The organism is Pseudoxanthomonas sp. SGNA-20 (genome assembly GCF_003931635.1).
Lineage (GTDB): Bacteria > Pseudomonadota > Gammaproteobacteria > Xanthomonadales > Xanthomonadaceae > Pseudoxanthomonas.
The window spans coordinates 17,319-44,274 of record NZ_RRYK01000005.1; the positions used below are offsets into that span (position 1 = coordinate 17,319).

The window sequence follows — 26,956 nt, forward strand, 5'->3', positions numbered from 1 at the left end:
ATCGCGCCGGCCATGGCCGGACGTCGTACCACTCACTCCCGGGGAGTTGCTGGATGGCCACGTTCCTCATCATCGCCGCCGCCATCGCGCTGCAGATCCTGCTCACCGCGCGCAAGCTGAGCCCGTTCCTGTCGCTGCTGGTGGTGGCGATCCCGATGGGCCTGGCCCTGGGCATCGCGCCGCAGGACCTGGTCAGGACCATCGATGCCGGCGTCGGCAGCACGCTGGCCGGGCTGGCGCTGGTGATCGTGCTCGGCGCGATCCTGGGCAAGGTGCTGGAGGAAAGCGGCGCGGCGGAAAAGATCGCCACCACCCTGATCGGCGCCTTCGGCGAGCGCAACATCCAGTGGGCGCTGCTGCTGACCGGCTTCCTGGTCGGCATCCCGCTGTACTTCAATGCCGGCTTCATCATCCTGGTGCCGCTGGTCTTCTCGCTGGCGCGACGCACCGGCCTGCCGATCCTGCTGCTGGCCATCCCCACCGTGGCCTCGCTGAGCACCACCCACTGCTTCCTGCCGCCACATCCGGGACCGGTGGTGCTGGTGAATGCCTTCGGCGCGGACATGGGCCGCACCCTGCTGTACGGCCTGGTGATGGCCGTGCCGGCGGTAGTGATCGCCGGTCCCTGGCTTTCGCGCCGGCTGAAATCCATCAACCCGCCGCTGCCGGACCTGTTCAACGGTCCGGAAGATGGTGCGCGCGGCGAGCTGCCGGGCGCGCCATGCTCGTTCCTGATCGCGCTGTCGCCGGTGCTGCTGATCAGCGTCTCGGTGGTTGCCGACGGCCTGCTGCCGGAAGGCCTGGTGCGCACCGCGCTGCTGTTCCTTGGAAACCCGACCGTGGCCCTGCTGCTGTCGACCCTGCTGGCGTTCTGGTTCCTGGGCCATCGCCGCGGCGTGGGCCTGGAGACGCAGACGCGCTGGCTCAATGCCGCCATCGGCGGCATCGCCGTGATCCTGCTGATCATCACCGCCGGCGGCGTGTTCAAGCAGGTGCTGGTCGACAGCGGGGTGGGCGCGACCATCGCTGCCCTGGCCGGGCAGTGGCAGATGCCACCGCTGCTGTTCGCCTGGCTGGCCACCGCGCTGCTGCGGGTGATGATCGGCTCCTCGACCGTGGCGGTGATCACCGCCGCCGGCGTGGTGGGTCCGCTGGTGGAGAGCACCGGCGTGTCGCCGGAACTGATGGTGCTGGCGGTGGGCGCCGGCAGCGTGTTCGGCTCCCACGTCAACGACTCGGCCTTCTGGATGTTCAAGGAGTTCTTCGGCCTGTCCATGGCCCAGACTTTCCGCTCGTGGACGGTGATGGAATCGACCATCTCCGTGGTCGGGCTGGCCGGCGTGCTGCTGCTGGACCTGGCGCTGTAGCCCGCGCCGGCTACAGCATCATCTCCACCTCGAAGCATTCGCCGGGCGCGGGCAGGCGGCCCTCGCTCCAGAACCGCTCCAGCGCCGGACGGACCACGTCGATCGGGGTCGAGGCCCCGCGCCGGCGGCCAAAGCGGGCCAGGTTCCCCGCCTGCAGTTCCAGCATGCGCACGTCCTGGTCGTTGACCTTCTTCAGCAGTGGCCAGGCCAGCAGCCGGATCGCCCAGGCCGGGGCACGCCGGCCTTCCACGTGCAGTCCCACGAACACTTCGGTCGATCCGGCGTCGCGCGGGCTGAAGTGCAGGTCGAACAGGATCCGGCTGCCGTTGGCGTAGCGGTACTCCAGGCGCGCGCTGCCGGGGGCGGCGAACCATGCGCGCTCCATCGTGCGCTCGGACTCGAACAGCCGGTAAAGCAGCCCGGACTGCTTCGGCGTGCCGCGGTAGTCGACGGTGAAGCCTTCGCTGGTGGCCTGGAAACGGGCCCGTGCCGCCACCCTCCGGCTTTCCACCCGGACCAGGCCGGGATGGACGAAGTGGGTGTGCATCGGATCCAGGAAGTTCTCCATGGCATCGAGCACGTGCGCTTTCCAGGTGGTGCGCCACTGGAAGCGGCGCGTGGCCGGGTCCGTGCCGCGGACCAGCTCCGGCGGCGCAGGCTCGCCTTCCGTGCCAGGGCGCAGCCACAGGAAGCCGTCGCATTCGACCACCGGGAAGCTGCGTACCTTCACGCCAGGCAGCGGGGCGTGCGCGGGCAGGCCGGGCAGGTGGCGCAACCTGCCTTCGCGGTCGAACGACCAGCCGTGGTACGGACAGCGCAGCTGGCCATCGGCCACGCAGCCGGCCGACAGCGGCACGTGCCGGTGCGGGCAGCGGTCCTCCAGTGCGATCCAGCCGTCGCCGGCGCGGGCCAGGGCGATATGGGTGTCGAGCAGGGTCACGGCCAGCGGCCGCTCGCCCACCTCGCCGGTGCGTGCCACCGCATACCAGTGGCGGTACAGGTCCGGATGCCAGGTCAAAGTGCGAATCTCCGCAACAGGGGCGCACCGAGCCGGCAGCTGGCGGCCGAGAGCAGGTCCAGGGCGCGCTGCGCGCGCGCCGGCAGGTGGCGGGCGTAGACCGCGCTGTACTCGATCGCCGGGCGCCCGCCGCGCAGGCGCTTGAACCCGGCTGTACCGGCACTGAGGTTGACCTCCAGCCCGCGCGCGGCGGCATGCCGGTAGACGTTGATCGCGGCCAGGCGGTAGAGGCCCAGTTCCCGCGGCAGGCCGGTGTCGTAGCCCAGTATCGGCGTGGTCACCACGCGGCCGTGGCCGAACACCCCGGCGATCGCCTGCAGCCGGCCTTCCCCGTCGCGGTGGCCGTGGAAGTGCAGCAGGCCGGCGCGGTGCCAGGCGCGCAGGAAGCCTTCGCCGTACACCGGGTTGAAGCGCGAGTACTTGCCCACGTAGAGCTGGTCTCGCTGCTGCTGCGCCTGGACGCGCTGAAGATCATCGACTACCGGCCGCCGTACCGGATCCGCAAGCTGACCGCGCGCAACTTCACCTGGAGGCGCAACGGCCCGGTGCACGGCTTCTTCCTGGAGCGGATCCTGCCGGAGTTCTTCGCCGCGCCGTTCGCGGAGCCGGAGGACGGCTTCCACTTCCTTGCCGGCATGCTGTCCGACGGCTCCATGCGCTACATCGCCGCGGAGATGGAGAAGCTGGCGCGCGAGTTCGACACCCTCGCCCGCCACGATTCGCAGCTGCCGCTGGAGGCGCGCAACGGCTGCAGCGCGGTGCTGGCCCTGCGCAAGTGGGAGTACTCGGAGTTCACCCGGATCCGGCGCTGAGCTCCCGCCCCGCGCGCGGCCGGTGCGCATGCCTGCCACGGCCGCGCGCGCCGGCTCCTCAGGCGACTGGCGCCGGCAGCATGGCTTCGCCCGGCAGCCCCGCGGCGGCCTGCTCCGCCCCGGCCGCCGACAGGTGCCGCAGCAGCCGCGACAGGGAGATCACGTCCTGGCGGTTGTGCGCCAGCACCCGCCGCAGCAGCCCGGCGCCGCCGCCGCGCAGGTAGCCCAGCCAGGCGGCGGGCGCCTCCGAGCCGGGCAGGTCGTCCTCGCGCACCACCTTCAGTACCTGGCGTTCGATCGTCGCCAGCCGGCAGTTCTCGTACACGCCGCGGTAGCGGCGGCGGGTGGGGTAGAGCAGGTCGACGTGGCGCAGCCCGGCGAACGGGTGCGCGCGTCGCGCCAGGCGGTAGCGGGTGGCCAGCAGCGGCGCGTCGTAGCACTTGCCGTTGTAGCTGCACAGCACCGTGCGCGGGCCGACCCAGCCGGCCAGCACGTCCAGCATCGCGGCCTCGGCGGACGTGCTGGCGATGGTCAGCTGGCGGATGCGCAGCTGGCCGTGATGCCAGTCCGCCGCGCCGACCATGAAGGCGCGCGTGCCGGTGCCGCCGGCCAGGCCGGTGGTCTCGGTATCGAAGAACAGCAGGTCCGCCGGATCTATCGGCTCGCCGCGGTCGAAGCGGCCGTCGAAGGCCTGCGGCAGCGGCTCGTCGTGCAACCGTTCCTCGACCAGGTACAGGCCTGGCGCGATCTGCTCGCCGGGCAGCTGGCGGTCGCCACTGGCCGGCGTGGCCTGCGGCCGCGCGCGTACCCGCAGCAGGCTGCGCAGCTGGTCCAGGTCGGGGCTGGCCGCCGCGCCGGGCGTGGCCGGGGGCGTCGCCCGGCGCGGCGTGCTGGCTCCGGCCTGGCACTTGAGCTGCTGCAGTTTCGCCAGCGACAGGCTCATGCCGCCTCCAGCGCGCCGAGCACGCGCAGCGCCAGCGCCTTGGGCGTGGTCTCCTCGTCCTCCTGCGCGGCCAGCACCGGGCCGACGCAGGCCGGGCAGCCGGCACGGCAGTCGCAGCGTTCGACCAGTTCGCGTGCGCGCACCACCAGTTCGCGCTGGCGCTTCCACAGCGGCTCGCTCTGGCCCATGCCGCCGGGGTAGTTGTCGTAGAGGTAGACGGTGGGCACGAAGCTGTCGTGGCGGTCGGGATCGACCATGCTGCCGTCCAGTGCACGCAGCTGGCCGCGGCCGCGGCCGTCGCCGCTGGCGAACCAGGCGCCGTCGCCGCTGCCGACCGCCTTCTGCAGGTCGGCCGATTCGGCCATCACCGCGACCTTGGCGACCACGTGCAGGGCGTAGCCGGCGCCGAGGAAGCCGTCCAGCGCGTCCTGGCGGCTGGCGAAGCGCGCCTCCAGCTCGGCCTGTGGCAGCTGCCACCACAGCGCCGAGGTGTGCAGCTCCTGGTCCGGCAGGTTCACCGGGCCATAGCCGATGTTCTCGTGGGTGTAGTAGCGGATCTTCTTGTAGCCGGACACGCGCCTCACCACGTGCACCTCGCCGTGGTGGCAGGTGCCGGCGCCGGCAATCACGCCGTCGAAGCGCTCCAGCACCTTGAGCCTGGTGTAGTCGATCGCATCGGTGTAGTAGTCGACGTGGGTGCGGGTGACGTAGGCCTTGCGGCCCTCCCAGTCCAGCCGCTCCACCTGGTAGGGCACCGACTGCACCATGTGGATCGCGCCCTCGTAGAGCATCAGCGGCGCGGAGCTGAAATCGACCTCGGCGATGATCACCTGGCGGCCATCGGTGCGGTCGACCACCACGAAGTTGCCGTCGGCCACCGAGCGCAGGCTCACCGCGTTGGCCGGGTAGCTGTCGGCGATCCACTCCCAGCGCCCGCCTTCCGGATGCACCACGCCGTCCTCGGCCAGCAGCTGCAGGTACACCTCCGGCTCCACGCTGCCGAAGCGCTCGCCCCGCAGGAACGGCAGCTCGAACGCGGCGCAGCGGATGTGGTCGAGCAGGATCACCGGCTGGTCGGGGGCGATGCGGGCGTGCTCGGGTGGCGCGGCGGAGAAGAATTCCGGATGCCGCACCATGTACTGGTCCAGCGGGTCGGAGCTGGCCACCATCACCCCCAGCGAGGCCTGCCGGCGACGGCCGGCGCGGCCGAAGCGCTGCCAGGTCGCGGCCACCGAGCCCGGGTAGCCGTTGAGCACCACCAGGTCCAGGCTGCCGATGTCCACGCCCAGTTCCAGCGCCGAGGTCGAGACGATGCAATCGATGCGCCCGGCGCGCATGGCCTGCTCGGCCTCGCGCCGCTCGGTGGGCAGGTAGCCGCCGCGGTAGGCGCGCACCCGCGCCGGCTTGCGCGGATCGCTGTCGAACACGTCCTTCAGGTACTTGGTCAGCACCTCGACCATGGTCCGCGAACGCGCGAACACCAGGGTCTTGAGCCCGGCCTTGAGCGCGGCGCGCGCGATGCGGGTGGACTGCGAACGCGCCGAGGCGCGCAGGCCCAGGTCCGGGTTGACCACCGGCGGGTTCCACAGCAGCACGTGGCGGTCGCCGCTGGGCGCGCCGGATTCGGTGATCGCATGGACCTCGTCCTCCAGCAGCGCCTCGGCGTGTTCCTTCGGGTTGCCGATGGTGGCCGAGCACAGGATGAACTGCGGCTTCGTGCCGTAGAACGCGCACACGCGCTTCAGCCGCCGCAGCACGTTGGCCAGGTGCGAGCCGAACACGCCGCGGTAGCTGTGGATCTCGTCGATCACCACGTACTCCAGGCCCTCGAAGAACTGCGCCCACTTGGTGTGGTGCGGCAGGATCCCCTGGTGGAGCATGTCCGGGTTGGAGACCACGATGTCGCCGTTGAGGCGGATCGCCTGGCGCTGGTCGCCCGGGGTGTCGCCGTCGAAGGTGGCCGGCTTCAGGCCCAGGTCGCCGGCGCGGTTGAGCTCCAGCAACTCGGCCACCTGGTCCTGCGCCAGGGCCTTGGTCGGGAACAGGTACAGCGCCTTGGCCTTGCGCGTCATCACCGCGCTGACCACCGGCAGGGTGTAGCACAACGACTTGCCCGAGGCGGTCGGCGTGGCCAGCACCACGTGGCCGCCGCCGGCCACCGCCTCCCAGGCCTCGGCCTGGTGCGAATAGAGCTGTTCGACGCCGCGCGCACGCAGGGCCGCGGCCAGGCGCGGCGGGAGCTCCCGCGGCAGCGGTGCGTAGCGGCCCTCGCGCCCGGGCTGGACGAAGTGGCCGGTGACCCGGCCCTGGTACTTGCCGGCCAGGCGCAGGGCGAAGCTGGCGCCGTCGGGTCCGGGCACGGGCAGGGCGGGGCGGTCGAACGCGGTCAGGGGGGCTAGTTCGGGCATGGCGGCTCCAGCGTGGAGCGCGGGGTTGTACGCGGCTGCCGTCTCAATCCGTGCGACGCGGCGGCGGCCGACCTGTCCGCTTCAGGCTGGCGCACACCGCCGGGCCGCGGCACCATCGGCCGCGGGTAGACCCAAGGGGGGGAGATGCATGCGCAAGTCCATGTGCGCGCTGGCCGCGCTGGTGCTGGGCCTGGCCTGCGGCGGCGCCCGCGCCGACACCTGGCGCTGCTTCAACGACGTGGAGGTGACCTGCCTGGAGGATGGCTGCAGCGCCGCCAACAAGGGCGAGTTCACCCCCATGGACCTGGCCTTCGCCAGCGATGGCGGCCTGTCGCTGTGCGCCTACACCGGCTGCTGGGACGGCACCGGGCGGGTGCTGGCGACCTCGCCGTTCCTGGTGATCGCCGCGCGCCGGCTGCCGTGGTCCGATCCCCATGGCGGACCGGACCGCGAGCGCGACATCCTCGTGGCCTTCGATCCGGCCGACCGCATCGCCGTGGTCAAGGCCGGGGGCTGGGCGCATCCGCTGCGCTGCCAGCCCGGGCAGGCCGGCGGGGAAGGCTGAGCGCGGCGCCTACCTGCCCTGCGGCACCCGCAGCACCGCCTCCAACGCCGGCTTGGGCTGGCGCTGGCGGTCGAACAGCAGCGGGTAGTTGGTGCGGCCGGGGATCGGGTAGCCGTTCTTCCAGGACATGTCGTCGGCGATGCCCCACACCGCCACCCGCGCCAGCTTGTCGCGCTTGCGGTGGAACAGCGCGAACAGCTCGGCGTAACGGTCGGCCAGCTGGCGCTGCACTTCGTCCGGCAGTCCTTCGCGGTACGGGTCGAGGAAGCGCTTGAACTCGGGCAGCTGGAACTGCGGGTGCAGCATGCACTGGCCGATGATCTGGCCTTCCTTCGTCAGCGGCAGCACGTCCACGTCCAGCTCGGTGACCATCACCTTGACCCCGGCGGCGTGGTAGGCGTCGATGGCAGCCTCGATCTCGGCGAGCGAGGGGTAGTTGAGGCCCCAGTGGCCCTGGATGCCGACGCCGTCGATGCGGATGCCGTGCGCCCGCAGCATCTCCACCATGCGCACGATGCCGGCCACCTTCTCCGGGCGCCAGGCGTTGAAGTCGTTGTAGTACAGCTCGGCATCCGGTGCGGCCTCGGAAGCGAAGCGGAAGGCGTCGCGCAGCAGCGCATCGCCGTCGCCGCCGTAGGCGCGCACCCAGGCGGTATCGCGGTAGCGGCCATCCTCGCCGATCTGCTCGTTGACCACGTCCCAGGCATGCACCTTGCCGGCGTAGCGCCCGGCCACGGTGTGGATGTACTGGCGCAGGCGGCCGCGCATCGTCGCCGTGTCCGCCGGCCTGCCGGCGTCGTCCTGGAAGAACCAGTCCGGGGTCTGGTTGTGCCAGACCAGGGTGTGGCCGACGACGAACATGCCGTGTCTGCGGCCGAACCCGACGAAGGCATCGGCGCGTTCGAAGTCCCACCTGCCCGGCTCCGGGTGCAGGACCTCGGCCTTCATCGAGTTCTCCAGGGTGACGGCGTTGAAGTGCCGCACCGCCAGCGCCTGCTGCGCCGCGTCCTCGCCGCTGACGATGGCGTCGTTGACCGCAGTGCCGACCAGGAAGTCGTCGCGGTAGGCCTCCCTGAGCGTCTGCGGTGCGGCCAGGACGTTGCCGCAGGCCAGGGCCAGGGTGGCAAGCAGGGCGGTGCGGGGACGGATCATGGGCAGGCTCCGGTGGTCGACGGGATCGCCGCGCGCCGGGGAGGCGTCGCGGCGCGGGTTACAGCCTGTACGCGCGCTTGGGCAGGTGGTAGGCCAGGTCCACGGCGACCTCCGCGGCCTCGTCCTCGTCCAGCCGGTGCTCGGCCACCAGTTTGGCCAGCACCGCGCAGTCGATGCGGCGGGCCACGTCGTGGCGGGCGGGGATGGAAAGGAAGGCGCGGGTGTCGTCGTTGAAGCCGACGGTGTTGTAGAAGCCGGCGGTGCTGAGGGTCTGTTCGCGGAAGCGCCACATGCCTTCCGGCGCGTCGTGGAACCACCAGGCCGGGCCCAGGTACAGGCAGGGGTAGTGGCCGGCCATCGGGCCCAGCTCGCGCGAGTAGGTGCTCTCGTCGAGGGTGAACAGGATGAAGGTGAAGCCGGGCTCGTTGCCGAAGCGGTCCAGCAGCGGCTTGAGCGCGTGCACGTAGTCGGTGGCCAGCGGCAGGTCGGCACCGACGTTGCGGCCGTGGCGGGCGAACAGCAGCGGGTTGTGGTTGCGGTAGCAGCCCGGGTGCAGCTGCATCACCAGGCCATCGTCCAGGCTCATGGCCGCCATCTCGGTCAGCACCTGGCCGCGGAACAGCGCCGCTTCCTCGCGCGAGAAGCCGCCCTTGAGGATCTTCGCGAACAGGCGTTCGGCCTCGGCCCGCGACAGGTCCGCGGTCAGCGCGCTCTCGTGGCCGTGGTCGGTCGAGGTCGCGCCCAGCGACCTGAAGAAGGCGCGGCGGTTGCGGTGCGCGCGCAGGTAGCCGTCCCAGCTGTACACGTCCTCGCCGGTGATCGCGCCGAAGCGTTCCAGCGCGGCGGCGAACGCCTCGTGCTCGGGATCGACCACCTCGTCGGGGCGGTAGGCGGTCACCACCTTGCCCTTCCAGCCGCTGTCGCGGATCGCCTGGTGGTGGACCAGCGGGTCCAGCGGCCCCTCGGTGGTGGCGATCACCTCGATGTCGAAACGCTCGAACAGGGCGCGCGGGCGGAAGGCCTCGTCCTGCAGCGCGGCGGTGATGGTGTCGTAGTAGTGGTCGGCGGTACCGGCGTCCAGGCGCACGCGCAGGCCGAACACCTCGTGGAACACGTGGTTGAGCCACAGCGAGGAGGGCGTGCCGCGGAACAGGTGGAAGTTGCGCGCGAACAGGCGCCAGGCCTCGCGCGGGTCGACCGCGGCGCGGCTGCCGTCGGCGCGGGGGATGCCCAATGCGTCCAGGCCGATGCCCTGGCTGTAGAGCATGCGGAACACGTAGTGGTCCGGCACCAGCAGCAGCTCGGTGGCGTTGGCGAAGCTGGCGTTGCCGGCGAACCAGGCCGGGTCGGTATGCCCGTGCGGGCTGATGATCGGCAGCCCCTCGACCTGCGAATACAGGCGGCGCGCGATCGCGCGCTGGGTCGGATCGGAGGGGAACAGGCGGTCTTCGTGCAGGTGCAGCGGGCGGCCGGTGGTGCTCATGGATCTTCCGTGTCGATGCGGGTGGGTGGAGGACGCGCGCCGTCAGCGGCGCGCGCTTTCCGCGGGTCCGAGGGTGGTGGGGATGGGCCGGCGCGCCAGCTCGATGCGCTGGAACACCAGCGCAGGATCGACCAGCCACAGCTTCACCGTGTTGGCGCCGGCGCGCACGCGGTGGCGGGAACGGGCCACGTGCACGTTGTCGATCACCGCCGCTTCCCAGGCGGTGAAGTCCGGATCGCCGGGGCTGGGATCCAGGCGGATGTTGACCAGTTGCGGCGGCTCGTCGTTGACCGAGACCGCGTAGCGCAGGCCGCCGCGGTTGCGCACGTCCAGGGTCGGCGAGACCAGCACGCGCAGCTCGACCTCGCCGTCCTCGTGCATCACCACCGGGTATTCCAGGCGCGCGCCGTCGCCGCCGGGCACCAGCGGTTCGCCGGTGGCCGGCCAGGCGGCGACCGCCGACAGGGTGCGGCCCAGGTTGGGGATCACCTGCCACCGCCCGCCGGGCGGCGGCACCGCGCGCGCGTAGTGCTCGGCCTCGATCGCCACCACGCCGTCGCCCTCGACGAAGCCGCGCGCGCCGCGATGCTGCGGCGGCTTGTGCACCGGCACGGTTACGTAGACTTCGGTCCAGTCCTGGCCACGGATGTAGACCACGCCCTCGTGGCGGCCTTCCGGCAGGGCATCCCAGTCGATTTCCAGCTTGAGCGGCTGCTCGTCGGCCACTTCGCCGGAAGCCGGGGAAACCTTCAGCCACGGCGCGCGGCTGGTGGCGGTGAAGGCGATCGGCGCCTGGCCGCGGTTGAACACCACCACCTCGCGGGTCGGGGCGGCGACCGGATCCAGCTCCGGCAGGCGCGGGGCCTTGAGCAGGGCGGGGTAGGCCAGCGGATCGCCTTCCACCGCCACGCCGGTCACGCCCTTTTCCGGCGCGTCGACGCTGGCCAGCGCCGGCAGGATGTTGCGCGGCGGCGACTGCCAGTGGGTATAGCCGATCCGCGGCTGGCTCATCATGTGGATCCACTTGCCGCCGGCGATCTCCTGCTCGTACACGCGCTGCAGCTCGGCGTCGCGGGCGAACAGCTTGCGTGCCTGTTCGGCCCAGGCATTGGCCGAAGCGCGGCCCTGGGCGGCGTAGAGCCGGTTGCGCGCCACCGCCACGTGCAGGTGGTTGAGGTTGGCGCTGGCCAGCACCGGGTATTCGACCAGCTGGTACCAGGCGTCGCGATGGCTGGCCGGGATCTTCGGCGCCAGTGCCTGCACCTGCGCCACCAGCGCATCCCATTCGGACAGCACGCGCCCGGCCTCGCGGTCGTGGACCAGGCTCCAGGTGGCGGCGTCGATCAGTTCCGGCTTGCGCCGCGCGTTGAGCCGGGTATAGCGGGTGAGGATGTCACCGACGGCCTGCGCATGCGCCGGGCCGAACTGCTCGGCCGCCCAGCGCGCCGGGTAGGTCCTGATCCATTCCAGGTCGGCCGCGTCCGGATCCCAGGCCTGGTCGAGGAAGGCGCTGATCGGCAGTTCCTGCGGCTTGATGTCGCCGACGTTGACCACCCACAGCCGCTCCACGCCGTGGGCCCAGGCCAGGCGCATCTGTTCCCAGGCGCGTTCGACCTGGGTGGTGTTGAGCCACTTGTAGTTGCGCGGGCCGCCGACGTAGTCGAAGTGGTAGTACACGCCGTAGCCGCCGGGGCGCTTGTCGGCCGGGTCGGGCAGGCGGCGGATGTTGCCCCAGTTGTCGTCGGCGAACAGCAGGGTGACGTCGTCGGGCACGCGCATGCCCTTGTCGTAGTAGTCCTGCACTTCCTTGTACAGCGCCCACACCTGCGGCACCTGCTCCACCGGCTTGCCGGTGGCCTCGCCGATGATCCGGCGCTGGTCGGCCACGATCTGCTCCAGCAGCGCGGTGGCGGTCTCCTCGCTCATCGGCTCGTCGCCGTCGCCGCGCATGCCCAGGGTGACGACCGCCTCGCGTCCCTGCAGGCGCTCCACGCCGCCGCGCCAGAACTCCTGCAGCACCTGCGCGTTGCGGCGGTAGTCCCACGGGCCCTTGCCGTAGCGCGACCACTCGTCGTGCGCGCGCATCATCGGCTCGTGGTGGCTGGTGCCGATCACCACGCCGTAGGCGTCGGCGACTTCCGCATTCTTCGGATCGTCGTCGTAGAACGCGCGCGGCAGCCACATCGCCGGCCACAGGAAGTTGGCCTTGTGGCGCATGACCAGCTGGAACACGCGCTCGTAGAACTGGTGGTTGGTGCCGCCGAAGGTCGCCTTGCTCCAGCCGCCCAGGGCCGGGTCCTCGTCGTTGATGAAGATGCCGCGGTAGCGCACCTTGGGCGCATCGACGAAGCGGCCCGGCGCGACGTGCAGGCTGGCGCGCCTGGGCGGCGGCACGTCGGCCCACCAGGTCCAGGGCGAGACGCCGATCCGGCGCGACAGCTCGTACAGGCCGTAGGCGGTGCCGCGGCGATCGGCGCCGGCCACCAGCAGGGCGCGCTCGATGCCCGGCTCCGGCCGCTCCACCACCTGCAGCAGGTAGGCCTCCCACACGCCGCTTACGCCACCGGTATCAATCCGGTGTTCGCGGACGATGCGATCGACCCGCGGGCTGCGGCCCAGGGTGCCGGCGATGATCGCCAGCTTCGGCGTGGCGGCCTCCGCCGCCGGCCGCCCCGCGACCGCCGCCAGGTCGCCGCGCAGCGCCTCGGCGGCCAGCTTCACTGCCTCGAAGTCGCCCTCGTCCACCAGCACCGGTAGCGGGGTGCCGCGCTCGATCAGCGGCAGGCTGCCGGCGCTGCGGGCTTCGCACACCGCGGCCGGGGCGCGGCAGTCCTGGCGCGCGAACACCGCGCCCGGGATCAGGAGCACGGCGCCCAGCAGCAGGGCAAGGTGTCGCTTGGTCATCAACGTCTCTCTCGCATCGGCGGCCGCGGCCGGCGCACGTGGCACCGGTCGCGGCGTCAGTGGGGCACGCGCCGGCTCAGGAGCCGGGCGCGCGCGGGAGCTCGAAACGGGCCGGTTCCAGGCGCGGCGCCAGCAGGTGCACCACCAGCAGCGCGACCACGTAGGCCGAGCCCGCGATCAGGAAGATCGTGCCGTAGCTGCCGGTGGACTGCAGTTGCGCGCCGGTGAACAGCGACATGGCCATGCCACCCACCGCGCCGGCGAAGCCGCCGATGCCCACCACCGAGGCCACGGTCTGGCGCGGGAACATGTCCGAGGGCAGGGTGAGCACGTTGGCCGACCAGCCCTGGTGGCCGGCCATGGCCAGGCCGATCAGGCCCACCGCCAGCCACAGGTTGTCGACCTGGGTCACCAGCGCCACCGGCGCCACGCACAGCGCGCACACAAGCATCGCGCCCTTGCGCGCGCGGTTGAGGTTCCAGCCCAGGCGCACGAAGCACCCGGCCAGCCAGCCGCCGGCGATGCTGCCGAAATCGGCCATCAGGTACACCACGATCATCGGCGGGCCGATCTTGGCCAGCGACAATCCGTACTCGGAGGCGAGGAACTTGCCCAGCCAGAACAGGAACAGCCACCACACCGGGTCGGTGATGAACTTGGCGGCCACGAACGACCAGGCCTGGCGGTGGCGCAGCAGCCGCAGCCACGGCACCTTGACCGTGGACTCCGGCGGGTCGGAGCGGATGTGCGCCAGCTCGGCCGGCGACAGCTTCGGGTGCTGCTCCGGACTGCGGTAGCGCGCCAGCCACACCGCCAGCCAGGTCGCGCTGAGCACGCCGGTGCACAGGAACGCCGCCTGCCAGCCCCAGGCCACGGCCACCACCGGCACCATCAGTGGCGCGGCGATCGCGCCGATGTTGGAGCCGGCGTTGAAGATGCCCACCGCGAACGCGCGCTCGCGCTTGGGGAACCACTCGGCCACGGTCTTGACCGCGGCCGGGAAGTTGCCGGCCTCGCCCAGGCCCAGCGCGAAGCGCGCGACGATGAAGCCGAGCACGCTGGCCGCCAGCGCGTGGCCCATTGCCGCCAGCGACCAGATGCTGATCGCCAGCGCGTAGCCGATGCGGGTGCCGAAGCGGTCGATCACCGCGCCGGCGCACAGCAGGCCGATCGCGTAGGCGGCCTGGAAGGCGATGACGATGTAGCCGTACTCCAGCTCGCTCCAGCCGATCTCGTGCTGCAGGAACGGCGCCAGCACGCCCAGCACCTGGCGGTCGATGTAGTTGATGGTGGTCGCCGCCAGCAGCATGGCGCACACGCGCCAGCGGTAGCGACCGATGGATTCGGCGGCGGCCGGGCTGGCCTTGTTCACCGGTTACCTCCGCGCACCGCGCTGCTGCAACGCAACAAAAAATGTCTTTTACTGCAGCGCAGCATAAACCCTCCCGCGAAAGTGAACCGCATTGATATCGGTATCATTAACACAGCGGGATAACCATCACCAAGGCATCCGGCCGCAAAAACAGGGATGTCAGCGCTGTCATCCCGAGCCCGCAAAAGTCCCTTGAAAAACAGCGCTTTTCATCGTGCGCTGCAACATCCGCGCATTCAGCCAACACGCGCTTGCGTACGGTTTTCAGCGGGCGCTACCATCGCCGCCGCTCATGGGACCGGTATCATCGATTTCAAACTGATATCGCCCGGTAGCGGAACCCACATACCAATCAGCGAAAGACACCGGTGGACTGCGGCACCCCCTTGAGTCGCGCCGCCGGCCACCAGAAACGGGAGGGAGTACGGTGAAGAAGCCTTGCAAGACAGAACTGTCGCGCGCCCTGGGCCTGCTGTGCCTGGCGCTTGCCAGCGGCGGCGCCATCGCGCAGGACAACGAGGCCGGCCAGGATGAGCAGGCCGTCCAGCTCGACACGGTGACCGTGCGCGGTTTCCGCCAGAGCCTGCAGTACTCGACCGAAGCCAAGCGTGACTCCACCGGCTTCACCGATTCGATCTTCGCCGAGGACATCGGCAAGTTCCCCGACACCAACATCGCCGAGTCGCTGTCGCGCGTGCCCGGCATCCAGCTCAACCGCGACGTCAACGGCGAGGGCTTGAACGTCGCCATCCGCGGCCTGCCCAACAGCTTCACCAAGACCACCATCAACGGCGCCTCGGTGGCGACCGCCTCGATCGGCCTGGATGCGACCAACCAGAACCGCGAGGTCGACCTCAACATCTTCCCGACCGAGTTCTTCAACCAGCTGACGGTCTACAAGTCGCCGACCGCGAACCTGCCGGAAGGCGGCGCCGCGGGCGTGATCGACATGCGCAACATGCGCCCGTTCGACATGCCGGGCACCCACCTGACCTACTCGCTGCAGGCCGACTACAACGACAACAGCGAGAAGGCCAGCCCGCGCGGCACCCTGATCGGCTCCTGGACCAACGCCGACGGCACCTTCGGCGTGCTGGCCGGCGTGACCTCGCAGCGCGGCAAGCTGGGCGTGGAGGGCTACGAGACCATCGGCTGGACCAACCCGAACCTGACCAACGCCCAGTGCGGCAGCGGCGGCGACCCGGCCGCCTTCCCGGCCCTCGGCCAGCCGTGCAATGTCACCGGTGGTAACGGTTGGCGCATCCCGGACGTGGTGCCGAACAACGCCGCCACCATCGCCGCCGGCCTGACCCCGGGCCAGGCGATCGACGCCGCCTGGCTGGAGGCCAACAACCCGGGCCTGAGCACCGCCCAGATCGGCGAAGCGCTGATCCCGCGCCTGGGCCGTCCGGTGCACATGTCCGGCGACCGCGACCGCGACGCCTTCCTCGGTTCGGTGCAGTGGCGCCCGAACGAGACCGTCGAGGCCTACGTCGACGTGCTGTACACCGAGGCGCACCGCACCAACCAGCGCCTGGACATGAACCTGGTCGGCCGCAACGGCGCGATGATCCCGCTGAACATGCAGCTGGACGCCAACAACGTCGTCACCAGCGCCACCTTCACCAACGCCCAGTTCTTCCTGGAAGCGCGCCCGTACGTCGAGGACGTCAAGTACTGGCACGTGACCCCGGGCGCGACCTTCTGGTTCGGCGCCGACCAGAACATCAAGCTGGACGTGCAGGCCAACGCCAGCCGCAGCTGGATGTTCCGCGAGTCGCCGACGATCCTGTTCAACTCGCCGTTCACCACGCTGCAGTACACCAACAACGGCAGCATCCCGAGCTGGACCACCGACATCGACCTCAACGACCCCAACCTGGGCTGGACCTGGGAGGGCGGCCGCGTGTGGGCCCAGAACGAGAAGCGCGTCACCGAGACCAGCGGCTTCCGCGCCGACCTGCAGCTGGGTGACGACCGCAACAACGTCAGCTTCGGCGTGGCGTGGGACAACAACAAGCGCCGCATCCAGGGCTTCGGCGACACCGGCAGCGGCTGGCAGCCGTACGCCTTCGACCTGGTCGACGACGCCAGGCTGGCCGACTACATCGTGCCGGGCCCGGCGGGCTTCGTCTCGGTGGACTACAAGCGCTTCATGCGCGACACCAACTACGCCCAGTACCGCGACGCGGCGGACGAGGCGGCCGGCCCGAACACCGGCGGCTCCACCGGCGGCTTCGACGAGACCACCAAGGCGGCCTACGTCATGGTCAACGGCGAGTCGGAGATCATGAACCGCGGCCTGCGCTACAACTTCGGCGTGCGCTACGTGACCACCGACCAGGAGATCAGCGGCCCGGTGACCATCGGCGGCAACCGCTTCTGGCAGACCCTGGACGGCGACTACTCCGAGTGGCTGCCTTCGTTCAGCGCCGCCTGGGACGTGGCCGACAACGTGGTGCTGCGCACCTCGGCCTCGCGCACCATGACCCGCCCGAACCCCAGCTCCATGCTGCCGGCGACCACCTTCACCGACATCTCGGCGCAGGTGGCCAACCAGGGCAACCCGGACCTGACCCCGTACATCTCCACCAACTTCGACATCGGTGGCGAGTGGTACACCGGGGCCGAGGGCTTCGTCGGCCTGACCTTTTTCAACAAGCGCGTGGAGGGCTACACCTACCAGGGCGTGACCACCCGTCCGTTCCGCAGCCTGGGCATTCCGTTCGAGGACCTGGTCGACTCGCAGCAGCAGGCGATCAACTCGCGCGGCGGCCCGGACGTGGCCACGGTCAACGTGCAGCAGCAGGTCAACGCCGACGCCGAGCTGGAGATCCGCGGCTGGGAGGCGATCTGGGTGCAGCCGCTGAGCGTGGTGCTGGAAGGCCTGGGCATCATGGCCAACTACACCAAGCTGGACATCAAGACCCTGGGCCGCGACGCGGAGGCGCTGTCCAACAACGTCTACGGCGTCGCCCCGTCGCTGTGGAACGCCACCGCCTACTGGGAGAACGAGGTCGCCTCGGTGCGCCTGTCCTACACCTGGACCGAGGGCGCCACCGGCACCGGTCCGAACCAGCAGGGCATCCCGTTCGCGCAGATCTACGGCGAGGACCGCGGCCAGCTCGACCTGTCGGCCAGCTACACGCTGAAGAACATCAGGACCCAGCCGCAGCTGACCTTCAACGTGCTGAACCTGACCGGCGAGGAGCGCCGTTCGTACTTCGCGTTCCCGAACGCGGTGAACGACCTGTACGACCCGGGCCGGACCGTCACCGTGGGCATCCGCGGCACGTTCTGATTGCTGCACTGCAGTAAGGATTGCGGCCCACCCGGCGCTCCGGCGCCGGCGTGGGCCGCGTCCTTTCCGGGGGCGGAAAACCCTTGGAAACAAGGCTTTTGCGCGCGTCCGTCAGGCCCGCGCGGAAGCGCCGCATGAGCGGTCAAGCAATGCCTGCGCGGACAGGCCGGCACAAGCCTTCCTTTCGGGTATGCTTCGAGCCCGATGGTAGCGGTAACGTGCAATGGGCACGCACCCGCCACCCATCCGGGGAGACAGTCCGGGTGGCATCTTCCACCTTCCAATCCAGCATCCGAGCCGGGGACGCATGAGCAGCCACAGCGAGATCCTTACCGTACGCGAGAAGGTCGGCTACAGCCTGGGAGACCTGGCGGCCAACCTGATCTTCCAGACGCTGATGACGTTCCTGGCGTTCTTCTACACCGACATCTACCGCATCCCCGCGGCGACGGCGGCGACCATCATCTTCGTGGTCGGCATGCTCGGTGCGTTCGTGTTCACCCCGCTGGTGGCGGTGCTGGCCGACCGCACCCACAGCCGCTGGGGCAAGTTCCGGCCGTGGATCCTGTTCACCGCGATCCCGTTCGGCGTGCTTTCGCTGCTGGCGTTCACCACGCCGGACCTCGGCCCGCAGGGCAAGGTGATCTACGCCGCCACCACCTACACCCTGCTGGTGCTGGTGTACGCGGCCAACAACCTGCCGTACTCGGCGCTCAGCGGCGTGCTCACCGGCGACATGGGCCAGCGCAACAGCCTGTCGGCCTACCGCTTCGTGGCGGTGATGATCGCGCAGCTGGTGGTGCAGTCGCTGCTGCTGCCGCTGGTGCTGATCCTCGGCGACGGCGACCGCGTGCAGGGCTTCCAGAACACCATGCTGCTGTTCGCCGTGGTCGGCACCGTGTTCTTCCTGGTCACCTTCCTCACCACCCGCGAGCGCGTGGTGCCGGCGCAGGAGCAGAAGACCCCGCTGCGCCAGGACCTGGCCGACCTGGTCGCCAACCGGCCGTGGCTGATCCTGCTGCTGGTGACCATCCTGGTGTTCACCACCCTGGCGCTGAAGGGCGGCACCTACGTCTACTACTTCGAGTACTACCTCGACGAGCCGTCGATGGCGCGCTTCCTGCACGGCATCGGCTTCTACGCCCTGCTGGGCGGGATCAACTCGGCGCTGACCGGCATGGGCCTGGCGGGCTTCCAGCTGCCGGAGGACGCCACCACCGCGGCGTTCGGCCTGTTCAACGCCGGCGGCATCATCCTGATGGTGGTCGGCATCGGCTTCTCCAAGAAGCTGGCCGACCGCTTCGGCAAGCGCGACGTGTTCGGCGTGTTCCTGCTGCTGTCCACGCTGTTCATGCTGGCCTTCTACGTGATCCCGCCGCAGCGCATCGGCCTGGTGTTCCTGGCGCAGATCTGCCACGGCTTCTTCTACGGCGTCACCATCCCGCTGCTGTGGGCGATGGTGGCCGACGTGGCCGACTACTCCGAGTGGAAGAACCACCGCCGCGCCACCGCGATCATCTTCTCGGCCATCCTGTGCGGCCTGAAGGTGGGCCTGAGCGTGGGCGGCGCGCTGGTCGCCGGCATCCTCGCCCACCACGGCTACAACGCCGACCTGTCGGCGCAGGCCCCGGAAACCGTCGACGGCATCCGCCTGTCGGTCAGCCTGTACTGCTCGCTGCCGTTCCTGGCGGCGGTGGCGCTGCTGTTCTTCTACAAGATCAACAAGCCGATGGAGTCGCTGATCGAGCGCGAACTGGCCGAACGCCGCGTCGTCGCCCAGGCCGCCTGACCGATCCGCCGCAAGCAACAAGGGAAAGAGAGAAATGGCCGACCGCGAATACACCGAGGCGGAGCTGAAGGAACTGGCCGGCAAGGCCATCTCCCAGCCGCTGGTGACCCACATCTACACCGCCGACCCCTCGGCCCACGTGTTCGAGGGCAAGCTGTACATCTATCCCTCGCACGACATCGAGACCGGCGCCGCGTTCGACGACGACGGCGGCCACTTCCAGATGGAGGACTACCACGTCTTCCGCCAGGCCTCCCCGGACGCCCCGGCCGAGGACTGCGGCGTGGCCCTGCACGTGAAGGACGTGCCATGGGCGGCCAAGCAGATGTGGGCCCCGGACGCGGCCTGCAAGGACGGCAAGTACTACTTCTACTTCCCGGCCAAGCGCGCCGACGGCATCTTCCAGATCGGCGTGGCCGTCGGCGACCGCCCGGAGGGCCCGTTCAAGCCGGAGCCGGAGGCGATCAAGGGCAGCTATTCGATCGACCCGGCGGTGTTCGGCGACGACGACGGCGAGTACTACATGTACTTCGGCGGCCTGTGGGGCGGACAGCTGCAGAAGTACCGCGACAACCGCTACGACGCCGCGCACGAGGAGCCGGGCGACGACGAGCCGGCGCTGGGCGCCCGCGTGGCGCGCCTGTCTGCGGACATGAAGCAGTTCGCCGAGGCCCCGCGCGAGGTCGTGATCCTCGACGAGGCCGGCCGGCCGCTGAAGGCCGGCGACCACGCGCGCCGCTACTTCGAAGGCCCGTGGATGCACAAGTACAACGGCACGTACTACCTGTCGTACTCCACCGGCAACACCCACCAGCTGTGCTATGCCACGGCCGACAATCCGTACGGTCCGTTCACCTACCGCGGCGTGATCCTCACCCCGGTGGTCGGCTGGACCACGCACCACTCGATCGTGGAGTTCGGCGGCAAGTGGTGGCTGTACTACCACGACTCCGTGCTGTCCGGCGGCGTGACCCACCTGCGCTCGATCAAGGTCAGCGAGCTGCACTACGAGGCCGACGGCAGCATCCGCACCCTGCACCCGTATGGCAGCTGAGGCCGCGTTCCCGGGGCCGCTCACCGAGCTGCCCCCCGGCCCACTGCTGACCCTCGCCCACGGCGCCGTCTCGATCGACGTGGCGCCGGCGGCCGGCGGCCGCGTCGCCCAGATCCGGGTGGACGGCGTCGAGCAGCTGGTCGGCTACGGCGAGTACGGTTCGGACGCGGCCATCGCCTGGGGCTCGTACCCGATGGTGCCGTGGTGCGGCCGCGTCCGCGACGGCCGTTTCCCGTTCGAGGGCCAGGCGTACCAGCTGCCGCGCAACCTCGGCGGCCACGCCATCCACGGCGTCGGCTTCGTCATGCCCTGGCAGGTGGTCGCGCAGTCGCAGCACGGGCTGGAACTGGCGCTGGAGTTGCCGCACGACGGGCGCTGGCCGTTCGGCGGCCATGCCCGCCAGCGCATCGTGCTGGAGCCGCGCGCGCTGTTGCTGGAGCTGGCGGTGAGCGCCGGCGCGCGGGCGATGCCGCTGACCTTCGGCTGGCACCCCTGGTTCCGCAAGCCGGAGCGGCTGGAGTTCGCGCCCAGCGCGATGTACCCGCGCGACGAGAGCCACATCGCCACCCTGCCGCTGGTGGCGCCGGCGCCGCCGCCGTGGGACGACTGCTTCATCAACACCGCGCCGGTGGTGCTGCACCGGGGCGGCCAGGTCCTGCGCCTGTCCTCCAACTGCGACCACTGGGTGGTGTACGACGGCACCGCGCATGCGACCTGCGTGGAGCCGCAGACCGGCCCGGCCGACGCCTTCAACCTCGGCGCGCCGCGGCTGCAGCCGGGGCAGCAGGCCTCGGCCTGGTACCGGATGGAGTGGGACTGAGGCCGACGGCAGCCGCCGGGCTCAGTCGTCCAGCAGCGCCTGGATCGCGGCGAAACCCGCGCTGGCGCGTTCCTTCTTGCGCTCGGCGTCGGCCACCGGGTCGGCGCCGTCGCGCTGCAGCTCCTCGGCCGGCAGTTCGTCGAGGAAACGGCTGGGCTTGAGCCGCACCTTCTCGCGGAAGCGCCGGGTCTCCCGGCTGTAGCTGAGCCACAGGCGCTGCTTGGCGCGGGTGATGCCCACGTACATCAGGCGCCGCTCCTCCTCCAGCGAGCCTTCCTCCAGCGCGGCGTCGTGCGGCAGGGTGCCGTCCTCGCAGCCGACGATGAACACGTAGCCGAACTCCAGGCCCTTGGCCGCGTGCAGGCTCATCAGCCGCACCTGGTTGCCGCCGTCGTCCTTGTCGTTGCGCGACAGCAGCGCCAGCTGCGCGGCCAGGTCGCCGGCGTTGGCGCCGCGCGGGCCGCCCTCGAACCATTCGGCCAGCTCCTCGAGGTTGGCCTTGCGCCGCTCGAACGAGGCCTCGTCCTTGCACTGCGCGCGCAGCTCGGCCAGCAGGCCGGACTTCTCGGCCAGGCGCCGCACCAGGTCGGCCGCGCTCAGCTTCGCCGAGTGCTCGCGCAGGTCGGCGATGGCGTCGTTGAACGCGCGCAGGCCGTTGGCCGCGCGCGGCGGCAGCTGCTGCAGCGCACCCATGGCCTGGGCCGCGCGCGACAGCGGCATGTGCTTGCTGGCGGCCAGCTCGGCCAGGCGCGCCAGCGAGGTGGCGCCGACCTCGCGCTTGGGCGACTGCACCGCGCGCAGGAAGGCGGCGTCGTCGTCCGGGTTGGCGATCACCCGCAGCCAGGACAGCGCGTCCTTCACTTCCTGGCGCTCCAGGAACGCGGTGCCGCCGGTCAGGTGGTAGGGCACGCGCAGCAGCTGCAGCGCCTTTTCCAGTGGGCGCGACTGGTGGTTGCTGCGGAACAGGATGCAGAACTCGTTCCACGGCACCTGCCTGGCCTCGTGCAGGAACGCGATCTCGCCGGCGACCTTCTCCGCCTCGTGCTCGTTGTCGCGGCACTCCCATACCCGGATGCGCTCGCCGTCGGCCTGGTCGCTCCACAGCTTCTTCAGGTGCACGTGCGGGTTGTGCGCGATCAGGGCGTTGGCCGCGCGCAGCACGCGGTTGGAGCAGCGGTAGTTCTGCTCCAGCTTGATCACCTTCAGCTGCGGATAGTCCTTCTCCATCTGCAGCAGGTTTTCCGGGTTGGCGCCGCGCCAGGCGTAGATGCTCTGGTCGTCGTCGCCCACGCAGGTGAAGTTGCCGGCCGGGCCGGCGATCGCGCGCAGCAGCCGGTACTGGGCGTCGTTGGTGTCCTGGCATTCGTCCACCAGCAGGTAGCCGATGCGCTCGCGCCAGGCGCGGACGACCTCCTCGTTGCTCTCCAGGATCTGCAGCGGCAGCCGGATCAGGTCGTCGAAGTCCACCGCGTTGAAGGTGGACAGCCGCGCCTGGTAGCGCGCGTACAGCTTGGCCGCCTCCATCTCGCGGGTGGAGCGGGCCATGGCCAGCGCCTGCTCCGGCGACAGCCCGGCGTTCTTGGCCCGCGAGATCAGGTTGCGCGCGTCCTCGACCGAGTCCGGCTTGGCCCCCGGCATCAGGTCCTTGACCTGGGCGGCGGCGTCGTCGGCGTCGAAGATCGAGAAGCCGCGCTTGAGCCCGGCGGCCTCGTGCTCGATCTGCAGGAACTTCAGGCCCAGGGCGTGGAAGGTGCAGATGGTCAGGCCGTCGGCGGCGTCGCCCTTGATCCGCTTGGCCACGCGCTCGCGCATTTCCTTCGCCGACTTGTTGGTGAAGGTGATGGCCGCGATGCGCCGCGCCGGGTAGCGCCCGGAACCGATCAGGTGGGCGATCTTCTCGACGATGACGCGGGTCTTGCCGCTGCCGGCACCTGCCAGCACGAGCAGAGGACCCTGGTCATGCAGTACGGCGGCGCGTTGCTGGGGATTGAGCACGGCAGGAACGGTGTAACGGGCGGGGCATTCTACCCGGTGCCGGGCCCGGGGGCGGCGGCCGGTTGCCCCGCGCCCCCGGCGGCGGGTGCCGCCGCGCCGGCCCGCCCGCGCGCGCCGGCCTGGGTGCCGGGGCCGCGCAGGCCGTAAAATCCGCCGATGGCAAAGCTCTACTTCTACTACTCGGCGATGAACGCCGGGAAGACCACCACGCTGCTGCAGTCGGCGTACAACTACCGCGAACGCGGCATGCGCACGCTGATCCTGACCCCGCGCCTGGACGACCGCGGCGGCCGCGGCGGGGTGGTGGCCTCGCGCATCGGCCTGCGCGCCGAGGGCACGCCGTTCGACCGCGACACCGACCTGGAGCGGCTGGTGGAGGCGGACATCGCTGCCCACGGCCGGCTCGGCTGCGTGCTGGTGGACGAGGCCCAGTTCCTGTCCCGGGCCCAGGTCTGGCAGCTGAGCGAGGTGGTGGACCGCCTGCACATCCCGGTGCTGTGCTACGGACTGCGCACCGACTTCCGCGGCGAGCTGTTCGAGGGTAGCCAGTACCTGCTGGCCTGGGCCGACGAGCTGCAGGAGATCAAGACCATCTGCCACAGCGGCAAGAAGGCGACCATGAACGTGCGCGTGGACGCCCAGGGCCGCGCGGTGCAGGACGGCCCGCAGGTGGAGATCGGCGGCAACGAGCGCTACGTCTCGGTCAGCCGCCCGGAGTTCAAGAAGGTCATGCGCGGCGAAGGCCTGATCGAGCCGCTGCAGGCGCCGCTGCTGTAACGGGCGTTCTGGCACTTGCGCTGACTTGCGACCTGCCACGCTTGGGGTGTGGCCTGGTTCGCAGTGCCAGGTGGCCGCGCCATGCCAGAATCCGCCTCGCCCCGCAGGCGTAACCCGGGAGCGCCTGGGTGTGGTCCCCCAGTAATCGCATTCGCATCCCGGCATTTCCGCCGACAAGGGCTATGGCTTCATCCATGGCGATGACGGCGTGGAGCGGTACTTCGGCGTACGCGACGTAGCCGGTGCCGATCTGCCAGGCAAGGGCGATTCGGTTTCATTCGAGCACCGCGAGGGCCGCAAGGGCCCCCGCGCAGCAGGGGTGCGGATCATCTCCCGTACGGTCTCCGGCGCCGGAGACGACCGGGTGGTGTGCACCAACTGCCAGCGGCGCATGGTGCCGCGGATCATCACCGGCCCGCCGCTGTTGCATTCCCGCGGCAGCTGGACCCCGGTGCCCAAGCGCTCCATCTGCCCGTTCTGTGGCCATACCTACCAGGATTTCCCCGCCTCGGGGTGGGAAATCGTCGGCGTGGTGATCTTTGTCCTGGTGGTCCTGTTTGTCTTGACGACCCGTCTGTGACGCCTTCCTGGCGGCTCAGTAAAGCACCCGCTGCGCCGGCGCCGGCGGATTCCACTGGTACAGCCAGGTCTCGGTCAGGGCGCGGCCCTTGTGCCGCAGGTACAGGCGGATGTCGATCTGGGTGGTGGACTCGTCCGGCGGCACCACGTCGAACATGGCGCGGTAGCCCTTGATCGCGTGCTGCGGGCGGGCGGAGATGGTCTCCAGGCGGCCGCGGCTGGTCTCCACCACCGCCTCGACCTCGGCGTTGGCCGTGGCCAGTGCCGCCAGCTCGCCGCCGGCGAAGTCCACCGCGAAGCGCCAGGAGAAGTACTCGCGTTTCCTGCCGACCACCCCGCCCAGGCCGGTGCGGGTGGCCACGCATTCGGCCAGCGGCGGCCGCGCCGGCGGGTGCGCGCCCCAGAACAGGCGGTAGCCGAACAGCAGCTCCTGGCCCGGCTGCGGCCTGGCCTCCGGGTTCCAGAACGCGACGATGTTGTCGAAGGTCTCGTCGACGGTGGGGATCTCCACCAGCTGCACCGAGCCGCGGCCCCAGCCGTGCTTGGGTTCCACCCACAGGCTCGGGCGCTTCTCGTAGAAGACGCCGTCGTCCTGGTAGTGGTCGAACTCGCGGTCGCGCTGCAGCAGGCCGAAGCCGCGCGGGTTGTCGTCGGCGAAGGCGTTGAAGCGCAGGTGCTCGGGGTTGCCCAGCGGACGCCAGATCCACTCGCCGCTGCCGGTGTGCATGGCCAGCCCGTCGCTGTCGTGGATCTCCGGGCGCCAGTCCCAGCCCATGCGGCGGTCGTTCTCGCCGACCTGGTACATGCTGGTCGCCGGGGCGATGCCCAGCCGCTCGATCTCCTTGCGCGGGTACAGCGCCGCGTCCACGTCCATCACCAGCGGCTCGCCCCTGGTGATCGCGAAGCGGTAGGCGCCGGCGACGCTGGGCGAATCCAGCAGGGCGTAGACCACCAGGGTCTCCGAGCCCGGCTGCGGGCGTTCCAGCCAGAATGCGGTGAAGTCGGGGAATTCCTCCGGGCGCGGCATGCCGGTGTCGATCGCCAGGCCGCGCGCGGACAGGCCGTACTGCATGCTCGCGCCAACCGCGCGGAAATAGCTGGCGCCGAGGAACGCGGCCCAGTCGCGGCGCACGTCGTCCGGCGAGTTCAGGCGGAAGCCGGCGAAACCCAGGTCCTTCGGCAGGCGCTTGCCGTCGAGGCCACTGCGGCCGTAGTCGAACATGCCCGGGTCGTAGGCCAGTTCCTGCGCCTGGCCGCCGGCCACTTCGAACATGCGCACCGGCCGCTTGAAGTACAGGCCCAGGTGGAAGAACTTGGCCTGGAAGCGCGAGCCGGGCAGGTCGCCCCACAGCGCGTGGTCCTGGCGGAAGCCGATCGACTGGTACTGGTCCCAGTCCAGCGCCGCCACCGACGGTGGCAGCGACTCGCTGCGCGGCTGGTAGGGACGTCCGGCCAGGGCGCGGGCATGGCCCTTGAGCCAGGCGTAGTCGAAGGGGTGGCGCTGGCCGAGCGGCAGCGGCGCGGCCGCGGCGGTCAGCAGCGGAAGCGGCAGGCCCGCGGCGGCAAGCATGGCGGCCGTGCGGCCCAGGAACTGGCGTCGGTGCATGGGCGCGATCGGAGTGGGAAGGGGCGCGTCATCTTAAGCACCCGCCGCGGGCCATGGCTGGCGCGGCTTCCCCCTGTTCAGCAAACGGCAACACCGGCTGGCCGGCAGGACCACGGCCGGGCCGGCAGGCGGGCAGCGTCCCTGGCCGCGGCCGGCAGCGGCCTGCCGCCACGGGCTTGCTGGCCGCGCCTTCAGCGCTGGCAGCGCGGGCACCAGGCGCTCGTGCGCTGGCCGATGCTGGCCTCGCGCAGCACGCTGCCACAGGCCGGGCAGGGCAGGCCGCCGCGGCCGTAGACCGAAAGCTCCTGCTCGAAGTAGCCGGGCGCGCCGTCGGGGTTGAGGAAGTCGCGCAGGGTGGTGCCACCGCGGGTGATGGCGTGGGCCAGGATCTCCTTCACCGCGTCGGCCAGGGCCACGTAGCGGGCGCGGGAAACCTTGCCGGCCGCGCGCAGCGGCGAGATGCCGGCGCGGAACAGGCTCTCGGCGGCGTAGATGTTGCCCACGCCCACCACGATCCGCTGGTCCATCAGGAACGCCTTCACCGGCGCGCTGCGGCCGCGGCTGCGCGCATACAGCCAGTCGCCGTCGAAGTCGCCGGAAAGCGGCTCGGGGCCCAGGCCCTGCAGCAGCTCGTGCACGGTGCCGGCCGGCTGCCACAGCAGGCAGCCGAAGCGGCGCGGATCGGTGAAGCGCAGTATCCGGCCCGAGTCCAGGCCGATGTCGACGTGGTCGTGGACGTTCACCGGCGTTCCGGACGGCAGCACGCGCAACATGCCGGACATGCCCAGGTGCAGCAGGGCGCTGTCGCCGGCGTCGGTATCCAGCAGCAGGTACTTGGCGCGGCGCCGCACCGCGGCGATGCGGCGCCCGGGCAGCTCGCGGGCGACCTCCGGCGGGATCGGCCAGCGCAGGTCCGGACGGCGCAGGGTCACCGCGGTGACCCGCCGGCCCTCCACGTGCGGGGCCAGGCCGCGGCGGGTGGTCTCGACCTCGGGCAGCTCGGGCATGGCC

General features: G+C 70.6%; 19 protein-coding genes and 1 pseudogene. 9 read left to right on the forward strand and 11 right to left on the reverse strand.

Going from position 1 to position 26,956, the window contains the following annotated elements; genetic code table 11:
• Positions 1–53 precede the first annotated feature (53 nt).
• Positions 54–1,367 carry a gluconate:H+ symporter gene (locus EIM48_RS10115; protein ID WP_019397918.1) on the forward strand — a complete coding sequence of 438 codons (1,314 nt, stop codon included), beginning with the start codon at positions 54–56 and terminating at the stop codon, positions 1,365–1,367.
• 10 nt (positions 1,368–1,377) lie between these two features.
• Here EIM48_RS10115 and EIM48_RS10120 read toward each other — a convergent pair whose 3' ends face one another.
• Both EIM48_RS10120 and EIM48_RS10125 read right to left on the reverse strand, forming a co-directional pair.
• The gene (locus tag EIM48_RS10120; RefSeq protein ID WP_019397917.1) at positions 1,378–2,385 is read right to left on the reverse strand and encodes an aromatic ring-hydroxylating dioxygenase subunit alpha; all 1,008 of its coding nucleotides are present in this window, start codon (positions 2,383–2,385) and stop codon (positions 1,378–1,380) included.
• Positions 2,382–2,813, reverse strand: a complete 432-nt coding sequence (locus EIM48_RS10125) for a hypothetical protein (RefSeq protein ID WP_125111580.1) — start codon at positions 2,811–2,813, stop codon at positions 2,382–2,384. Before EIM48_RS10125 ends, EIM48_RS10120 begins: the two co-directional genes overlap by 4 nt.
• Between EIM48_RS10125 and EIM48_RS10130 the strand changes: the two genes are divergently transcribed.
• Positions 2,754–3,197 (forward strand): hypothetical protein, encoded by a 444-nt coding sequence (locus tag EIM48_RS10130; RefSeq protein WP_199728410.1) that lies wholly within the window; start codon positions 2,754–2,756, stop codon positions 3,195–3,197. The two genes, EIM48_RS10125 and EIM48_RS10130, sit on opposite strands and share 60 nt — an antisense overlap.
• 58 nt (positions 3,198–3,255) lie before the next feature.
• On the opposite strand, the pseudogene EIM48_RS10135 reads toward EIM48_RS10130, so the two are convergent.
• Together EIM48_RS10135 and EIM48_RS10140 are read right to left on the reverse strand one after the other, a co-directional pair.
• Positions 3,256–4,035, reverse strand: a pseudogene (locus EIM48_RS10135) (ribonuclease H-like domain-containing protein); the annotation flags it as partial.
• Positions 4,036–4,136: 101 nt separating this feature from the next.
• Positions 4,137–6,548: a DEAD/DEAH box helicase gene (locus EIM48_RS10140; RefSeq protein WP_125111581.1), complete on the reverse strand. Its 2,412-nt coding sequence runs from the start codon at positions 6,546–6,548 to the stop codon at positions 4,137–4,139.
• 148 nt (positions 6,549–6,696) lie between these two features.
• Between EIM48_RS10140 and EIM48_RS10145 the strand changes: the two genes are divergently transcribed.
• Entirely contained in the window at positions 6,697–7,113 is a 417-nt protein-coding gene (locus tag EIM48_RS10145; protein WP_019397913.1) for a hypothetical protein, read from the forward strand.
• Between the two features lie 9 nt (positions 7,114–7,122).
• Here EIM48_RS10145 and EIM48_RS10150 read toward each other — a convergent pair whose 3' ends face one another.
• The 4 genes from EIM48_RS10150 to EIM48_RS10165 form a co-directional block, all read right to left on the reverse strand.
• Complete coding sequence (locus EIM48_RS10150; RefSeq protein ID WP_125111582.1) at positions 7,123–8,265, reverse strand: endo-1,4-beta-xylanase; 1,143 nt, start codon at positions 8,263–8,265, stop codon at positions 7,123–7,125.
• Positions 8,266–8,323: 58 nt separating this feature from the next.
• Positions 8,324–9,748: a glucuronate isomerase gene (uxaC, locus tag EIM48_RS10155; RefSeq protein WP_019397911.1), complete on the reverse strand. Its 1,425-nt coding sequence runs from the start codon at positions 9,746–9,748 to the stop codon at positions 8,324–8,326.
• Positions 9,749–9,790: 42 nt separating this feature from the next.
• Positions 9,791–12,652 (reverse strand): glycosyl hydrolase 115 family protein, encoded by a 2,862-nt coding sequence (locus EIM48_RS10160; RefSeq protein WP_125111583.1) that lies wholly within the window; start codon positions 12,650–12,652, stop codon positions 9,791–9,793.
• A gap of 76 nt (positions 12,653–12,728) precedes the next feature.
• Positions 12,729–14,024, reverse strand: coding sequence for an MFS transporter (locus tag EIM48_RS10165; RefSeq protein WP_125111584.1), 1,296 nt, complete (start codon positions 14,022–14,024; stop codon positions 12,729–12,731).
• A gap of 427 nt (positions 14,025–14,451) precedes the next feature.
• On the opposite strand from EIM48_RS10165, the gene EIM48_RS10170 reads away from it, so the two are divergent.
• The 4 genes from EIM48_RS10170 to EIM48_RS10185 all read left to right on the forward strand — a co-directional run bounded on the left by EIM48_RS10170 (position 14,452) and on the right by EIM48_RS10185 (position 20,988).
• Positions 14,452–17,325 carry a TonB-dependent receptor gene (locus EIM48_RS10170; RefSeq protein WP_028915242.1) on the forward strand — a complete coding sequence of 958 codons (2,874 nt, stop codon included), beginning with the start codon at positions 14,452–14,454 and terminating at the stop codon, positions 17,323–17,325.
• A 307-nt stretch (positions 17,326–17,632) separates the two neighbouring features.
• On the forward strand, positions 17,633–19,114 hold the full coding sequence (locus tag EIM48_RS10175; RefSeq protein ID WP_125111585.1) for an MFS transporter: 1,482 nt from the start codon (positions 17,633–17,635) through the stop codon (positions 19,112–19,114).
• 34 nt (positions 19,115–19,148) lie between these two features.
• Positions 19,149–20,168: a glycoside hydrolase family 43 protein gene (locus EIM48_RS10180; protein WP_125108967.1), complete on the forward strand. Its 1,020-nt coding sequence runs from the start codon at positions 19,149–19,151 to the stop codon at positions 20,166–20,168.
• Positions 20,158–20,988 (forward strand): aldose epimerase, encoded by an 831-nt coding sequence (locus EIM48_RS10185; RefSeq protein ID WP_028915240.1) that lies wholly within the window; start codon positions 20,158–20,160, stop codon positions 20,986–20,988. The genes EIM48_RS10180 and EIM48_RS10185 overlap by 11 nt, the downstream gene beginning before the upstream one ends.
• 21 nt (positions 20,989–21,009) lie before the next feature.
• Here EIM48_RS10185 and EIM48_RS10190 read toward each other — a convergent pair whose 3' ends face one another.
• Positions 21,010–22,983, reverse strand: coding sequence for a UvrD-helicase domain-containing protein (locus EIM48_RS10190; protein ID WP_026010370.1), 1,974 nt, complete (start codon positions 22,981–22,983; stop codon positions 21,010–21,012).
• Positions 22,984–23,139: 156 nt separating this feature from the next.
• Here EIM48_RS10190 and EIM48_RS10195 point away from each other — a divergent pair, with 156 nt between their 5' ends.
• A complete protein-coding gene (locus tag EIM48_RS10195; RefSeq protein ID WP_019397160.1) occupies positions 23,140–23,760 on the forward strand; it encodes a thymidine kinase in 621 nt (206 codons plus the stop codon).
• 208 nt (positions 23,761–23,968) lie between these two features.
• On the forward strand, positions 23,969–24,340 hold the full coding sequence (locus tag EIM48_RS10200; protein ID WP_233581675.1) for a hypothetical protein: 372 nt from the start codon (positions 23,969–23,971) through the stop codon (positions 24,338–24,340).
• Between the two features lie 15 nt (positions 24,341–24,355).
• Here the strand turns inward: EIM48_RS10200 and EIM48_RS10205 are convergent, their stop codons facing one another.
• Together EIM48_RS10205 and mutM are read right to left on the reverse strand one after the other, a co-directional pair.
• On the reverse strand, positions 24,356–25,945 hold the full coding sequence (locus EIM48_RS10205) for a glucan biosynthesis protein D (RefSeq protein ID WP_019397162.1): 1,590 nt from the start codon (positions 25,943–25,945) through the stop codon (positions 24,356–24,358).
• A gap of 191 nt (positions 25,946–26,136) precedes the next feature.
• A complete protein-coding gene (gene mutM, locus EIM48_RS10210) occupies positions 26,137–26,952 on the reverse strand; it encodes a bifunctional DNA-formamidopyrimidine glycosylase/DNA-(apurinic or apyrimidinic site) lyase (RefSeq protein WP_125111587.1) in 816 nt (271 codons plus the stop codon).
• Positions 26,953–26,956 lie beyond the last annotated feature (4 nt).

Coding starts and splice junctions, on each gene's coding strand:
- EIM48_RS10160 (WP_125111583.1), bottom strand. CDS start 12,652: ATGACCAAGCGACACCTTGCCCTGCTGCTGGGCGCCGTGCTCCTGATC.
- EIM48_RS10185 (WP_028915240.1), top strand. CDS start 20,158: ATGGCAGCTGAGGCCGCGTTCCCGGGGCCGCTCACCGAGCTGCCCCCC.
- EIM48_RS10195 (WP_019397160.1), top strand. CDS start 23,140: ATGGCAAAGCTCTACTTCTACTACTCGGCGATGAACGCCGGGAAGACC.
- EIM48_RS10140 (WP_125111581.1), bottom strand. CDS start 6,548: ATGCCCGAACTAGCCCCCCTGACCGCGTTCGACCGCCCCGCCCTGCCC.
- EIM48_RS10180 (WP_125108967.1), top strand. CDS start 19,149: ATGGCCGACCGCGAATACACCGAGGCGGAGCTGAAGGAACTGGCCGGC.
- EIM48_RS10175 (WP_125111585.1), top strand. CDS start 17,633: ATGAGCAGCCACAGCGAGATCCTTACCGTACGCGAGAAGGTCGGCTAC.
- EIM48_RS10205 (WP_019397162.1), bottom strand. CDS start 25,945: ATGCACCGACGCCAGTTCCTGGGCCGCACGGCCGCCATGCTTGCCGCC.
- EIM48_RS10115 (WP_019397918.1), top strand. CDS start 54: ATGGCCACGTTCCTCATCATCGCCGCCGCCATCGCGCTGCAGATCCTG.
- uxaC (WP_019397911.1), bottom strand. CDS start 9,748: ATGAGCACCACCGGCCGCCCGCTGCACCTGCACGAAGACCGCCTGTTC.
- EIM48_RS10145 (WP_019397913.1), top strand. CDS start 6,697: ATGCGCAAGTCCATGTGCGCGCTGGCCGCGCTGGTGCTGGGCCTGGCC.
- mutM (WP_125111587.1), bottom strand. CDS start 26,952: ATGCCCGAGCTGCCCGAGGTCGAGACCACCCGCCGCGGCCTGGCCCCG.
- EIM48_RS10150 (WP_125111582.1), bottom strand. CDS start 8,265: ATGATCCGTCCCCGCACCGCCCTGCTTGCCACCCTGGCCCTGGCCTGC.